Origin of the sequence: Pedobacter boryungensis (assembly GCF_013204825.1) — a bacterium.
Taxonomy (GTDB): Bacteria; Bacteroidota; Bacteroidia; order Sphingobacteriales; family Sphingobacteriaceae; genus Pedobacter; species Pedobacter boryungensis.
This window is the reverse complement of record NZ_JABMKV010000002.1, coordinates 534,423-547,844: the sequence shown is the minus strand read 5'-3', so window position 1 is coordinate 547,844 and position 13,422 is coordinate 534,423. Positions and strand designations below refer to the sequence as shown.

The following is a 13,422-nucleotide window of genomic DNA, read 5'->3' as shown; positions in this document are numbered from 1 at the left end:
GAAATGCCCTTTGAGAAGAACAAACATAGGGCAAACCTCGAACAACACTAGAACAAAACCTTTTTTATACTGACATATTTAGACATATTCGGACATTTCAAGACATTTAATCTGCATAAGGTGAATACCGTTGCATTAGTATTGAAAGCTCCGTATCTTGCGCTTATGAGCACTAGCAACCCTTGGAGAGTTTTGGAGAGTCGAAAAATTTACGATAATAACTGGATTTCTTTAACGGAACATCAAGTGCTAAACCCAGCTGGTGGGGCTGGAATTTATGGAGAAGTGCATTTCAAAAATATCGCCATTGGCATTTTACCTTTAGATGCTGATTTAAACACATGGCTTGTTGGGCAATATCGTTTTCCGATAAAAGAATATAGTTGGGAAATTGTAGAAGGTGGCGGAGCTTTAAATTCGGATCCAATTGCAAGTGCGAAGAGAGAGCTCGCCGAAGAAACTGGGCTAATTGCAAAACACTATACCGAAATTCAACGTATGCATTTATCGAATTCTGTAAGTGATGAGTTAGCCATCATTTACTTAGCCCAAGATTTACAATTGGGAGATTCATCTCCAGAAGAAACTGAAGAATTAATTATTCGCAAAATGCCTTTTCAGGAAGCTTATGAAATGGTAATGAATGGTAAAATTACAGATAGCATTAGCGTAGCCGCTATTTTAAAAACCAAAATACTAATACAGGAAGGTAAAGTTTAATGCATAAAAGATTTCTACTTTATTTGTTATTCATACTTTTAATAAGTGGTTGTGGGCCTTTATCAAAAATGACAAGAGAAAATTTTGTAGATGATTTTACTACTGATTTAAAAACCAATTGGACGATTGAAAATCATACGTTCGAAAATAACTTAGCTTACTTTTCTGCAAAGAATGTTGCTATAAAAAATGACGAATTGGTTTTATCCTTAAAGAAAGAGAAAATTCATAAAAAGGAATATTCTGCTGCAGAAATAAGATCAAAAAAAGAGTATTTGTATGGTAGATTTGAGGCAAGGATTAAAGCTACTGATGCTTTAGGATGTATCACTGCATTTTTCCTATATCAAGCAGATGAAGAGAATCAAGAAATAGATTTTGAAATTAGTGGGAAATCTCCAAATGAAATCACATTAAATAATTGGATTGATAAAACATCTCATGATAAACTGATAAGACTTAATTTTAACACCACCAAAGAATTTCATGATTATGCAATTATATGGAGCCCTAATGAAATTAAATGGGAAATAGATGGTAAAATTGTACATTCTACTACAACAGCAATTCCTAATAAAGCCATGCAGGTGGTTTTTAATTTGTGGGTCACGAAATCTGTAAATTGGGGTGGAAAAATAGAAGAAGCTACATTACCAGCGAAAGCATATATTGATAAGGTTCATTTTTATCCCTATATTAATTAACAATGAAAAAATTACTAGGTTACATATTTACACCAATATTTTATTTTTCTTTCTTTTTATTGCTTGGCATTTTCCATCCTGTACAATGGATTTTCTATCGCTTTTTTGGGTATAAAGCACATAAGGTTTCTGTAGATGTAATGAACTTTTTTTTAACCTACTGCAATTGGTTTTTATTAAACTCCGTTACGTTTACCAATCATCAGCATTTACCAACTGATCGACCAATTATTTTCGTGGCAAATCATCAAAGCATGTATGATATTCCTGGTTTAATTTGGTATTTGAGAAGATATCAGCCTAAATTTATTTCTAAAATAGAATTAACAAAAGGCATTCCTTCCATTTCATTTAATTTAAAATATGGCGGTGGTGCAAACATTGATCGTAACGACCGCAAACAGGCTGTTGCTGAAATTATAAAGTTGGGCCGTAGGATGAAAGAAAATAACTGGTCGGCAGTAATATTTGCAGAAGGAACCAGAGCAAAAGACGGCAAACTAAAAACGTTTCAGATAGGAGGAATTGCTACCTTATTAAAAGCAGCGCCAAATTCTTTAGTTGTTCCTGTTGCCATTGAAAATTCGTGGAAAATTGTACGTTATGGTAAATTCCCATTAAGCATTGCAAACCCGATTAAATGGACGGTTTTAAAACCAATAGATCAAACGGATAAAAATGCAGAAGAAATAACCTTAGCTGTGGAAAATTCTATTAGAGAAAAATTAAATCAACCCATAATTTCATGAGCGTAATCAAGTACTTTTTCATCTGCTTTTTAAGTATCTCCCTGAATGTACATGCTCAAACAAAAAAGGCAGAAAATACTTTGCTGTGGGAAATTTCTGGTAAAGATTTAAAAAAACCATCATACTTATTTGGCACCTATCATTTAATAGGGAAAGATTTTGTAGATACGATGAAAGTAGTGAATGAAAAATTAAAATCTGTTGATGCTGTAGTTGGAGAAATAGTAATGAACGATAGTGTTGCGATTAAACTTTCCAATTATTTTACGATGAAAGGCAATACGTTAGATCATTTATTAAGCAAAGATGAGTATAAAAAGGTGGAAGATTTCTTTAAAGAGAAAATGCCCAATTTTAATTTGAAAGGTTTGAACAATTACAAACCCGTAATGATTTCTATGTTCATCACTTTATTTAATGCTTCAGAAAAGGGTTTACCTGAAAAAGGATTAGACGATAGTTTTCAAATCTTTGCAAAAGAAAATAACAAAAAAATAATTGGTTTAGAAACCGCAGAATTTCAAGGAGAACTTTTATTTAATACTGATTTAGAGAAACAGAAAAAAGCCTTGTTAAAAGCGATAAAGGAAAATGATAAAAATAAGCTAAAAGTAAAGGAACTTTATCAATATTACATAGCTCAGGACATGGAAAAACTAAATGAGTTTTTTAAAGAGGAGGATGAGGATTCGAAAGAGTTTATGACCGATTTATTGAAAAATAGGAATAATAGATGGTTAGATAAGCTTCCACAATTAATGCGAGCTAATTCGTTATTTATTGCCGTTGGCGCAGGTCATTTACTTGGTGACGAGGGGTTAATTAAAGGTTTGCAAAACCTAGGTTACGATGTTAAACCTATAGCCACAAATTAGCTATTGTTTTCCCACTTCAGAGAGATCTCTTTACTGAGATTCTTCGCTTCGCTCAGAATGACAAATTAAATATTCTTGCCGTCAATCAATTTAAAAAATTCATCTCTATAGGTATCTCCTATCGGGATAATTTTACCAGCGATTAATATCCGACTACGCTCAATACTTTCAATTTTATCTAATGCGATAATATATGATTTGTGCACTCTGATAAACTCGCCCTTAGGTAAAGTTTCTTCCATCTTTTTCATATTCTGGAGCGTAATTACACGTTCAGTCTTAGTGAAAATAGAAATGTAATCCTTCAATCCTTCAATATATAAAATATCATCTAATTGAATTTTTTGAATTTTATGTTCTGTCTTTACGAAAATAAAATCTTGAACTGGCGCATTATTATGGTTGTTATTTTGAGGAGCAACGGGCTCTGGAGCAGCAACGGCAGCCACAGGTTCAGATTTTAATAATTGATTGCGAACTTTCTCTACAGCTTTATAAAAACGATCAAAAGCAATTGGTTTTAATAAATAGTCAGATACATTTAAATCGTAACTTTCTAAAGCATATTGCGAATATGCAGTTGTTAAAATATAATTCGCTTTACCACTAGCTATCTTTAGAAATTGTATTCCAGTTAAATCTGGCATTTGAATATCTAAAAACACTAAATCAATACCGCCTGCCTGCACTAACTGTAATGCTTCAATAGCATTTTCAGTGCGTTTAACGAGCTCTAAAAAAGGTACTTTAGATACATAATCTTCAATAATATCGAGCGCTAAGGGCTCGTCATCAACAGCAATACATTTTAATATCATAAGTCAAGCATCAATTCAGTGGTGTAATGTGTAGCCGAATTTACAATATTTAATTTATACCTATCGGGATAAAGTAATTGCAATCTTCTTTCTACATTATTTAATCCAACACCGCCCATGGCGTCTTTATTGGTTTTACTTTTTTTATTGCTTACACTAAAATGAAGTATTTTTTGGTTTGCAATAATGTTTATTTTGATAGGATCTTCATGGTCGTTTGCGACACCATGTTTAAATGCATTTTCTACAAAAGAAATTAAAATAAGAGGCACAATTTGTTGCCCATCTATCTCTCCATTAATAGTAATTTCTACCGCCGCTCCATCTTTAAACCTTAATTTTTGTAATTCTACAAAGCTTTTTACATATTCAACTTCCTTACTTAAGTCTACCCAACTATCGTTACTTTCATAAATCATATAACGCATAATTTCAGATAGCTTTAAGATAGCATCTGCAGTTTTTTCTGATTTTTGGTATGCCAGCGAATAAATATTATTTAATGAATTAAATAGAAAATGTGGATTAAGTTGAGATTTTAAAAACTGCAACTCCATGTCTTTTTTTTCACTTTCTAAATTACGCTGAATACGCTCATTAGAAAACCAATCTGTAGCGAACTTTAACAGAGAACTTATCACCACAAAAAAACCTGAAATAAAAAGTGATTGGATCAGATAATGATCATACGATTGCATGACTTTTTTCTTGCCAGGCCCCATATGTTCTAAAATAATTTCAGGATACATCACGGCAATTCCTAATTTAATAACAACAGCGACTACAATTAATCCTAAAAGCAAAAACAGATACAACCAAGTTTTTTGTCGCTTCTTTATAATATCAGGAATCAATATCAGGGAGTTGATATAAAATAAAGAAACGTTTATAATCCCGTAATAACCAAATTCTACCAATAACTCAAACCAAGTTGGCTTGTACGAACTATTAATAATTCCAAAAGCAATCATCGTAATGATTAGCATCCAAAAAATAAGATTTACAATTATTGCGCCTTTACTTCTCATGCGAGTATTATTTTAATATGCCTCTATTTATATCCAAAGTAAATATTTCATTTATTTTAAGCTATCACTTTCGACGAACTGGCATTTTTTTTCTACCAAAAGGCTAAATCAAACAACCAGTTACAAAACTATTCTTTTTAACCGTTTATCTATAATAATATGCCCTTGGTCTAAAACATTTTAGCAGTATTTTTTTAATTATTCTATTTGTTTCAACAAAACGAAACAACACAACTTAAAATAGAAGAACCATGAAAAAGTTATCAAACGTATCGCCATTCTTACTTTTATTATTCCCAGTATTTATCATGATGGTATTAGCTTTTGCAACAAGCACAAATACTAATCAAGATGAGGAAGTTGCTTTAAAAAACAATACTCCAACAAACACAATTGTTAAAGCAACCACTGCAATTTTAAAATAAGCCATGAGCAATTTCGCTATAGAAACGGTAGGCTTAACGTATAACTTCGGTTCACAAACCGTTGTTAAAGATTTATCGCTACAAGTACCAAAAGGAAGTATTTATGGTTTTCTTGGCCCAAATGGCGCTGGAAAAACAACCACCATAAAAATTTTATTAAACTTACTACAATCTCCTTCTGATCAGGTTTTTATTTTCGGAAAAGAGATTAATGCTAATCGCATTGCCAGCTTAAAACGCATGGGCGCTTTGGTAGAGCAACCTGCAATTTATGGTCACTTAACAGGTAAAGAAAATTTAGTTAACCGTTGTATTCTTTTAGGAATTAAGAAAAGCAAATACACCGACATGTTAAATATTGTTGGGCTAACTGATGCAGCTAACAAAAAAGCGGCTCAGTATTCTTTAGGTATGAAACAACGTTTGGGTATAGCTTTGGCTTTAATATCTGATCCCGAATTACTATTGTTAGATGAGCCTACTAATGGTTTAGATCCTAATGGAATTATTGAGATTAGAAACTTGATGATTGATTTAACTACTAAACATGGCAAAACCATTTTAGTCTCTAGCCATTTATTAGCTGAAATTGAAAGAACTGCAACTCATGTTGGTATTATTAATAAAGGTCAATTATTATTTCAAGGCACAATAAATGAATTGCAGGATTTAAGCAAGCCTTCGGTAAAAATTGAAACTAATAACCAAGAAAAAGCCATCGCTACTTTAGTAAATGCAGGTGCAGAAATTGTTCAGCAAAATGAACAAACCATATCTGTAACTTTTAAAACAAAAGCCGATATGGGAAACATGAATACATTATTGGTTCAAAATGGCATTACTGTTTTTTCTATTGGTAAGGAAAGAAAAGACCTTGAAAATTTATTTTTAGACATTACTTCAAAAAATTAACCGAGCCTGCGAGCTCATTGACACCAATCAATTAACTAAAAATCAATAACATGCGCTCACTATACATTTCATATTTTTCAGAGTTTTATAAATCTCGTAAAACACTTGCTTTCTGGGCAGCTATTATTTTACCAATACTTATTTGTGGTCTTATTGCATTTGGCTTTTATTCTAGTTCTGATAGAGTTTTAAAAAGCAACTATCCAGGCTTAATATTATGGGCACAGTATAGTGGTGCAGCACTAAATGTAATGGGAATGCTTATTTTACCGTTTTATGTGATGTTTATGGCTTTTTCTGTAAACAACATAGAGCATAAAAACGATACATGGAAAACGCTTTTTTCTCAACCATTAAACAAGTTCTCTATTTATGCTGCGAAATATTTGTATGCATTAACCTTATTGTTTATTTGTCTTTTTTTATTCGCGACGTTAACCTTTGCGTCAGGGCATTTACTACAATTATTGGTACCAAAATATACCTTCAACGATTATAACCCATTATTAATCTTAGTAAAGTTTTACAGTAAGTTATTTTTAGCTTCACTTGGTATTTTATCACTCCAATTTATATTAAGCTTAATTTGGTCTGATTTTCTTAAACCAATGGGAATTGGTTTTGTAGGAACTATTGCGGGTATCATAACCGCTAACGTAGGTTGGAAACACGCTTATCTTATTCCATATAGCGATCCAACTTTAGCATTGAGAGTCACAAGAGCAAAGGGTGCAAAAATTGAGGATTTCCCAATATTTACACAAGAAATTTGGGTAAGTGTAATTTTTGCTATCGCACTTTTCATCATAGGATATTTCATCTTATCAAAAAGAAATATCAAATAAGATTTTAGTTTTTAGTTAATTAAGGGTGGTGGATGCTACCCTTTCTTGTTTTATAGCTCTTAGATTATCTTTCCTTTAAGCTCTTTATATTTAGATCTTCCAATTGGCAGCAGTTCGCCATTTTTTATGAGCAATCCATATTTGCTTCCAGGCTGAACGATTATTTTTTCGGCCAATGTTAAAGAAACCAAATATGATTTATGAATTCGATTAAAAGTACTTGGTAGAAGCTGCGCTAAAGTTTCTAAAGATTTATCGTGTAATTCTTGATTTCCATTCCGTAAATGTAACTCACTATAAATCCCAGCACCTTTAATGTAAAGCAAATCTTCAATGTCTATTAGCTTGATATTTCCTGCTTTTTTGATAGCTAAAAATTTAAGTGATTCATCATTTGTCTTAACCTTATTTTTAATCCTTTTAAATGCTTGATTTAATCTGTGTTCATCAAATGGTTTAGGCACAAAATCTAATACTCCATATTCAAATGCCATAATAGCTTTATCAGTATAAGCAGAAACAATAATGGTATGAAAGGATCTTGAAACTACAGATTCCAATAAATCAAATCCATTTTCTCCGTTTAGATTTAAGTCAAGTAATAAAAGATCAATATCGTTATTCTCGATATAGTTCATTCCTTTCTGAACAGAATCACAAATAGAAATTACAGAATTTTGCTCGAAAAAACTGGCTGTCATTCTTTGTAATCTCTTAGCTATTCTTGCCTCATCCTCAATTATCAATATTATCATTTGGTATAAATTTTAATAACTGAAATCCAGCCTTGATTATTTTCATTCGAAGTAAATTCCCAACTATCACCATAACTTTCTGTAAGTCGGGCTTTGATGTAAATAAATCCATTGCCACCTGCTCTAGGTTTAACTTTAACTCTATTTTTGGCAAACGTTTCAAAAACATATTGTTTGTAATCTGCAGTTGATAAATATGATAGTTTAAACTTCATGCTGCCATCTTCTAATGGACTACTGTGTGTAATTCCATTTTCTAAAAGTGTATGAAATAATGCTGGGGGTATTAATTCATCTTCATTTATACCACTTTCTTCCCATTTATAGTTTATTTCTTTACGAAATTGCATAACAGATAAGTGCTTTTTACAAAGTTCAATCTCTTGTCTTATCGGAATTAGAACCTGTTCAGATATGCTATTAATAATATCAAATTCATCGGCCAACGCCTGAATAAAAGCTGTTCCTTGTTTAGGCGATTCTTCTACCCAATCCATTAAAGAAGTAAGTGTATTCTTTATAAAATGTGGTTGAATATTCTTTTTGATTAACTCTAACTGTAGCTTAGAAGAAAATAAAAGCGAGGATTGATATTCTTCTTCTATCATCTTCATTTGAATGGTATTAAGATAAAGCATACACAAAACGATAATACAAAAACTTATAAATAAGCTAAAATCATAATATAAATATTGATTAATTAGCACTCTTAAAAGCAAGCCTATCAACACGATTATTGCCCCTTTTTCTTTTTGATAGATGGCATTAAAAACGATGATCAAAGAGAAAATCCACATAGTTAAGCTATAGTAAATAGCGGTGATATCGTAATGTCCAAAGTTTAAACTATAGATTAATAACAATGTTATAACGAGTAAACTCATTACTGTTTTTTTCCATTTAAACATAAATTGGATTGCAAAATATAAGGGCACTAACATAGCGAGTGCAAAAGTTATCCAACCTATAAACTCCAATCGTAAGAAGAAATGCGTATAAGGTATTTCTATATAGTATTTGATGTATTCTAAAATCAGCAATGCGAAAAACAGAAAACAAATCACAGCAAAAATTAAAACAGTATACTGTCTGGTTCGGCTATTGATATATAAAAAAAGATAATAAAGGGATGCAATTAAAAAAGCTCCAGCTATCAAATTCATAAATGATGTAATAATTAACGGCCGTTTAAGTAAATTTTCATAACTACTTAAACCAACACCTACACTACGTTGAACATCTGTTAAATAAGATTGGGAAATTCTAAGTGCTAAAAGATGACTTCCTGTTTGGGCTAATGAATCTGGTATACTAAAATAACTTGTAGCATTACCTGGAACTTCAGCTTTGCTACTAATTATCTCTCCATTTTTGCCTATAAATTTTCCATCCCAATACACATTAAAAGCACCAAAAGCTTCAATCTTTAATCCCAATTGCCCAATTGGTTTTTTAGTTAATTCGATCTTAGTTCTTACCCAAAAAATATTCTTTCCAATATTGCCACGTTCGGGTGCCCAATTAGCATCATCAATATTTTTCTTAGCCCAAGATGGATCATCGCCTAGTTTAAAAACTGGAGGATAATCCTTATAGCTAATATCTGGTTTACAAGAGGTAAGAAAACATACCGCTAAAAAAAGAAAAAGATAATTCTTCATACATCAAAGATAACATATAGCCAGTTCAGAAAAACGCATTTCAAAAGGACATAGAGCAGTTGACATGGTTTTCTATTCGTAAGTAATCACTGCCGTGTAAACTTGTGCCATGAAAAAATTCTTCTTCTTTATCATCATCTTATTTAGTTCGGTTATTGGTAAATCTCAACAATCAGTAAACGTATATGGAACAGTGAACGATCAAACCTCCAATGCGCCCCTTATGTATGCCACGGTACGAGTAAAGGATGCTTCAGCCAAATTAATTATTGCAACGATTACAGATGAAAAAGGAGAGTTCAAATTAGCGTTTACACCAATGGATAATGCAACAATAGAGTTTTCGTTAATAGGATATGAAACTTTAGTTAAAACTATAAGTAAATCTAATTTATCAATCAATTTAGGATCGATTACTCTTAAACCAGATGCAGCTTTATTAAAAGAAGTTTCGATAATTGGCGAACAACCTTCAGTCAGTTTAAAGCTAGATAAGAAAATTTTTCTAGTTGGAAAGGACGTCCTGTCTCAAACTGGTTCTTCATTAGATGTACTTAATGGTGTACCATCGGTAAGTGTAAGCCCAACTGGAAGTGTGAGTTTAAGAGGAAATAGCAACGTTTTGATATTAATTGATGGTAGACGTTCTGGATTTACTCAAGGAAACGCTTTAGATCAATTGCCCGCAGATCAAATAGAAAGAGTAGAAGTAATTACTAATCCTTCATCACGTTATGACGCAGCTGGTTCTGCAGGAATAATTAATATTGTTTTAAAGAAAAATAAAAAATCTGGTCTAAATGGGCAGTTAAGTTTAGTTGCCGGAATTCCTAACGAAACCAAAATTACGCCAAGTCTAAATTATAAATCATCCAAAATCAACTTGTTCTCTACCTTCGGTTTGCGTTATTCTGATTATGATGGATTATATATTTCTAATCAATCTACAAATGATTTAGGAACTATCAATTTGCTTCATAAAAGGCAAGATGAAGATCGACATGACGACGCGAAGATGGCATATTTTGGTGGAGATTTTATACTTAATAATCACAATACCATTACAGCTGCATTTTTAAACAAGACCACAAATGACCACGATAAAACGAGTTTGCAATACGATTACACAAAGAAAGGGCAAATACTAGATAGTACATTAATACGTACTGGAGAATCTTGGGAGAAAAGGAATTACAATCAGCTAGAGTTTAATTATACTAAAACATTCAATGTGCCTCACAAGAAATACACAATTGATATACAATACGATTTTTGGAATAGCGATAAAGACTGGAATTTATTTACTCAAAAAACAGTTCCAATAGTTACTAATTTCTCAGGTATTAGAACGAGTTCGCTCGGTGCTAGTAAAGATTTTATGTTACAAACAGATTATGTACATCCTTTAGATAGTGTTTCAAATTTAGAGTTTGGCATTAAGGCCGAAAAAAGAAGCGTGACTAGCGCTTTTATAGCCGAACAACAAAACAATAACGAGTGGCAAATACTTGACGGCATTAACAATCAGCTTGTGTATAATGAGCTAATTGGAAGTGCTTATGCACAATTTAGTAACAAATGGAATAAAATAACATATCAACTTGGATTGAGAACAGAGTTAACAAAAATAGAATTAGAAGATAAAGCTGGGGCATTTAATAGCAGTAAAAATTACATGCGATTCTTCCCAACACTAAATTTAACATATCCATTCAGTGAAAGTGCTTCTTTACAAGCCAGCTATAGCAAAAGAATTAATAGACCTTCTCTCTTTTCATTGTATCCTTTTAATGAATTGACTGATTTCAATGCGCAATACGTAGGTAATCCGAATTTGGCTCCTTCTTATGCAGATGTATTTGAGCTAGGATTTTTAAAAAACTGGGGTAAACTAACATTCAATCCTTCTTTGTATTATCAAAACAATAAAAACATTCTTCAAGATTATACTTACAGAAATCCTAATGGAATATTTATTACTACACCTATAAATATTGATGGAGAAACACGTGGCGGATTTGAACTTTCAACGCTTTACAATCCATATCAATTTTTACAATTTAGTATAGAAATGAATGCTTATTATTTTAATCAAAAAGGATTTTATGTTAATCAAGATTTCAATTATAAGGGAAGAATTCTAACCAGTAGGATAAGTGCACAATTAAAACTGCCAAAAAAATTAAGTTTGCAAGGGCGATATAATTTTACAAGTGCTCAAAGTAATGCACAAAGTAGAACCGCTAGCATTCATAATTTGGACTTTGGAGCTGGCAAAATATTCTTAAAAGATAAAGCAACTTTATTATTTGATGTAACAAATCTATTTAATCTTAAAAAATTTGAAACCACAACAACAGGTAGTAATTATTCACTTTCACAAGTTAATAGTCCTAATGCAGCTCGTTATCGTTTAACTTTTGTATATAAACTAAACCTAAAAGAAAATCAAGGCGTACGACAAGCCAAAACTGGGAACAGAAATTAATTGTTTTATCTTCCAGCTTTCGGAATGATGACCAAGCTTTCATGACCATTTTCATCTACGGATTGAACACCAAAATAATAATTGTCTTTGGAGTAAGGCAATACAGCTGAATTTTCTTTTACAAAGAATTTTTTCTCCCAAAATGGACTTGTAGTTTCACGCATTACGACATAATAACCTGTTGGGATTTTACCTTTAGGCGCATCCCATTTTAATGAAGTTTTATTGGTTAATCCTGAAGTAAATACGACAACATTTTCTGGTTCTTGAGTAGACAGACCTAAATTTGCCAACACTGATAAGTTCATTTGAGTAACTTTTTGCAGATAATTATAATCTACATATTCGGGCAAATCACCATATTTAAATCCATTTTCTGTTCGTACATCCTGATGTTGACGATTAAAATCTTCATTCATTTCAGTTATCCGCACTGCGGCAAAACCTTGTTGAGAAAACGGAGTATGATCTCCACCACGCAAATAACGATCTCTCCTATAAATTAGCTTTACCTCTAATTGATCAACATATCGCTCTGCAACTTCTTTAATGTATCTAGCCGCCTGACGAGCTTTTCCATCATTTTCAGTTCCGGCCGATTGTCTAGCTGCAGCCTGAGCTGGTGTTTCTAATGCAGAAACTCCTTCGCTGAAAACACGCACACTTTTATTGTCCTTTAAATCAGTTTCCATACCATAAGAATTTCCAACAATATCATTATTCATCAATAAATGTACATTCCAACCCTCTTCTTTAGCCCTCTTAGCCAAATTAGTTGCACCATATAAGCCTTGTTCTTCGCCTACCATAGCTATAAAAACTAATGTACAGCTAAATTTCTGCTTGCTCATAACTCGGCACATTTCTAACATAGCAGCCACTCCAGATGCATCATCATTTGCTCCTGGAGCGAAATCTTTAATATTCATCACATCAGTAACTCTAGAATCATAATGGCCAGAGACAAGTAACATTCTTTTATCGTTCGGATCTGTTCCAGGCAAAACCGCAATTACATTTTTAAGTACAACAGGAGCTGTAATCCTTCTACCATCAGCAGCTTGAGTAAAAGTGTCAAAAGAAACTTGGAGCTTACCACCGCCAGCTAAACTATATTTTTCGAATTCACTTTTAATCCAATTTCTAGCAGCACCAATCCCTGTAGTTTTACTTAAGGTATCGCTCAAAGTATGCCTAGTTTGAAAAGAAACCAATTTTCTAATAGTTTGCTCTAAATTTTTAGCCGATATTTCATTCACCATTGTGGTAATATCCGCATCTCTAGTTATTGTTTTTTGCGCAATCGACTTTCCTGAGGAAAGAATAACAACTAATAAAAGGACTAAGTACTTCTTTGTAATCATAATAGGACATGTAAAAATGTGAATAGAAAGGTACAATTATTTATCAATAACTGTAAATTCACAAACAGTAATGATACC

General features: G+C 32.3%; 13 protein-coding genes. 8 read left to right on the top strand and 5 right to left on the bottom strand.

The window, feature by feature from the left end:
* The first annotated feature begins 165 nt into the window (after nt 1-165).
* The 4 genes from HQN85_RS08955 (at nt 166) to HQN85_RS08940 (ending at nt 3,048) form a co-directional block, all read left to right on the top strand.
* Nucleotides 166-720: an NUDIX domain-containing protein gene (locus HQN85_RS08955; RefSeq protein WP_173271377.1), complete on the top strand. Its 555-nt coding sequence runs from the start codon at nt 166-168 to the stop codon at nt 718-720.
* Between the two features lie 68 nt (nt 721-788).
* Nucleotides 789-1,424 carry a glycoside hydrolase family 16 protein gene (locus tag HQN85_RS08950; protein ID WP_173271375.1) on the top strand — a complete coding sequence of 212 codons (636 nt, stop codon included), beginning with the start codon at nt 789-791 and terminating at the stop codon, nt 1,422-1,424.
* 2 nt (nt 1,425-1,426) lie between these two features.
* On the top strand, nt 1,427-2,173 hold the full coding sequence (locus HQN85_RS08945) for a lysophospholipid acyltransferase family protein (protein WP_173271373.1): 747 nt from the start codon (nt 1,427-1,429) through the stop codon (nt 2,171-2,173).
* Entirely contained in the window at nt 2,170-3,048 is an 879-nt protein-coding gene (locus tag HQN85_RS08940; protein ID WP_173271371.1) for a TraB/GumN family protein, read from the top strand. Before HQN85_RS08945 ends, HQN85_RS08940 begins: the two co-directional genes overlap by 4 nt.
* A 65-nt stretch (nt 3,049-3,113) precedes the next feature.
* Here HQN85_RS08940 and HQN85_RS08935 read toward each other — a convergent pair whose 3' ends face one another.
* Both HQN85_RS08935 and HQN85_RS08930 read right to left on the bottom strand, forming a co-directional pair.
* On the bottom strand, nt 3,114-3,866 hold the full coding sequence (locus HQN85_RS08935; protein WP_173271369.1) for a LytR/AlgR family response regulator transcription factor: 753 nt from the start codon (nt 3,864-3,866) through the stop codon (nt 3,114-3,116).
* Nucleotides 3,863-4,894, bottom strand: a complete 1,032-nt coding sequence (locus tag HQN85_RS08930; RefSeq protein ID WP_173271367.1) for a sensor histidine kinase — start codon at nt 4,892-4,894, stop codon at nt 3,863-3,865. The genes HQN85_RS08935 and HQN85_RS08930 overlap by 4 nt, the downstream gene beginning before the upstream one ends.
* Before the next feature lie 251 nt (nt 4,895-5,145).
* Here HQN85_RS08930 and HQN85_RS08925 point away from each other — a divergent pair, with 251 nt between their 5' ends.
* From HQN85_RS08925 to HQN85_RS08915, 3 genes are read left to right on the top strand one after another with little or no spacing between them, the layout of a single operon-like run.
* Nucleotides 5,146-5,319, top strand: a complete 174-nt coding sequence (locus tag HQN85_RS08925; RefSeq protein WP_173271365.1) for a hypothetical protein — start codon at nt 5,146-5,148, stop codon at nt 5,317-5,319.
* Between the two features lie 3 nt (nt 5,320-5,322).
* Nucleotides 5,323-6,231: an ABC transporter ATP-binding protein gene (locus HQN85_RS08920; RefSeq protein WP_173271363.1), complete on the top strand. Its 909-nt coding sequence runs from the start codon at nt 5,323-5,325 to the stop codon at nt 6,229-6,231.
* Nucleotides 6,232-6,281: 50 nt separating this feature from the next.
* Nucleotides 6,282-7,076, top strand: coding sequence for an ABC transporter permease (locus HQN85_RS08915; protein ID WP_173271361.1), 795 nt, complete (start codon nt 6,282-6,284; stop codon nt 7,074-7,076).
* Nucleotides 7,077-7,135: 59 nt separating this feature from the next.
* Here HQN85_RS08915 and HQN85_RS08910 read toward each other — a convergent pair whose 3' ends face one another.
* Both HQN85_RS08910 and HQN85_RS08905 read right to left on the bottom strand, forming a co-directional pair.
* Complete coding sequence (locus HQN85_RS08910; protein ID WP_173271359.1) at nt 7,136-7,831, bottom strand: LytR/AlgR family response regulator transcription factor; 696 nt, start codon at nt 7,829-7,831, stop codon at nt 7,136-7,138.
* Nucleotides 7,828-9,492 carry a histidine kinase gene (locus tag HQN85_RS08905; RefSeq protein WP_173271357.1) on the bottom strand — a complete coding sequence of 555 codons (1,665 nt, stop codon included), beginning with the start codon at nt 9,490-9,492 and terminating at the stop codon, nt 7,828-7,830. Before HQN85_RS08905 ends, HQN85_RS08910 begins: the two co-directional genes overlap by 4 nt.
* 109 nt (nt 9,493-9,601) lie before the next feature.
* Here HQN85_RS08905 and HQN85_RS08900 point away from each other — a divergent pair, with 109 nt between their 5' ends.
* Nucleotides 9,602-11,980 carry a TonB-dependent receptor domain-containing protein gene (locus tag HQN85_RS08900; protein WP_173271355.1) on the top strand — a complete coding sequence of 793 codons (2,379 nt, stop codon included), beginning with the start codon at nt 9,602-9,604 and terminating at the stop codon, nt 11,978-11,980.
* 5 nt (nt 11,981-11,985) lie between these two features.
* On the opposite strand, the gene HQN85_RS08895 is transcribed toward HQN85_RS08900, so the two are convergent.
* The gene (locus tag HQN85_RS08895) at nt 11,986-13,344 is read right to left on the bottom strand and encodes a M20/M25/M40 family metallo-hydrolase (protein ID WP_173271353.1); all 1,359 of its coding nucleotides are present in this window, start codon (nt 13,342-13,344) and stop codon (nt 11,986-11,988) included.
* Between the last annotated feature and the right edge of the window lie 78 nt (nt 13,345-13,422).

Bases quoted from the DNA above. Each gene is read 5' to 3' on its own strand.
- HQN85_RS08955 (WP_173271377.1), top strand. From the start codon at position 166: ATGAGCACTAGCAACCCTTGGAGAGTTTTGGAGAGTCGAAAAATTTAC.
- HQN85_RS08950 (WP_173271375.1), top strand. From the start codon at position 789: ATGACAAGAGAAAATTTTGTAGATGATTTTACTACTGATTTAAAAACC.
- HQN85_RS08945 (WP_173271373.1), top strand. From the start codon at position 1,427: ATGAAAAAATTACTAGGTTACATATTTACACCAATATTTTATTTTTCT.
- HQN85_RS08940 (WP_173271371.1), top strand. From the start codon at position 2,170: ATGAGCGTAATCAAGTACTTTTTCATCTGCTTTTTAAGTATCTCCCTG.
- HQN85_RS08935 (WP_173271369.1), bottom strand. From the start codon at position 3,866: ATGATATTAAAATGTATTGCTGTTGATGACGAGCCCTTAGCGCTCGAT.
- HQN85_RS08930 (WP_173271367.1), bottom strand. From the start codon at position 4,894: ATGAGAAGTAAAGGCGCAATAATTGTAAATCTTATTTTTTGGATGCTA.
- HQN85_RS08925 (WP_173271365.1), top strand. From the start codon at position 5,146: ATGAAAAAGTTATCAAACGTATCGCCATTCTTACTTTTATTATTCCCA.
- HQN85_RS08920 (WP_173271363.1), top strand. From the start codon at position 5,323: ATGAGCAATTTCGCTATAGAAACGGTAGGCTTAACGTATAACTTCGGT.
- HQN85_RS08915 (WP_173271361.1), top strand. From the start codon at position 6,282: ATGCGCTCACTATACATTTCATATTTTTCAGAGTTTTATAAATCTCGT.
- HQN85_RS08910 (WP_173271359.1), bottom strand. From the start codon at position 7,831: ATGATAATATTGATAATTGAGGATGAGGCAAGAATAGCTAAGAGATTA.
- HQN85_RS08905 (WP_173271357.1), bottom strand. From the start codon at position 9,492: ATGAAGAATTATCTTTTTCTTTTTTTAGCGGTATGTTTTCTTACCTCT.
- HQN85_RS08900 (WP_173271355.1), top strand. From the start codon at position 9,602: ATGAAAAAATTCTTCTTCTTTATCATCATCTTATTTAGTTCGGTTATT.
- HQN85_RS08895 (WP_173271353.1), bottom strand. From the start codon at position 13,344: ATGATTACAAAGAAGTACTTAGTCCTTTTATTAGTTGTTATTCTTTCC.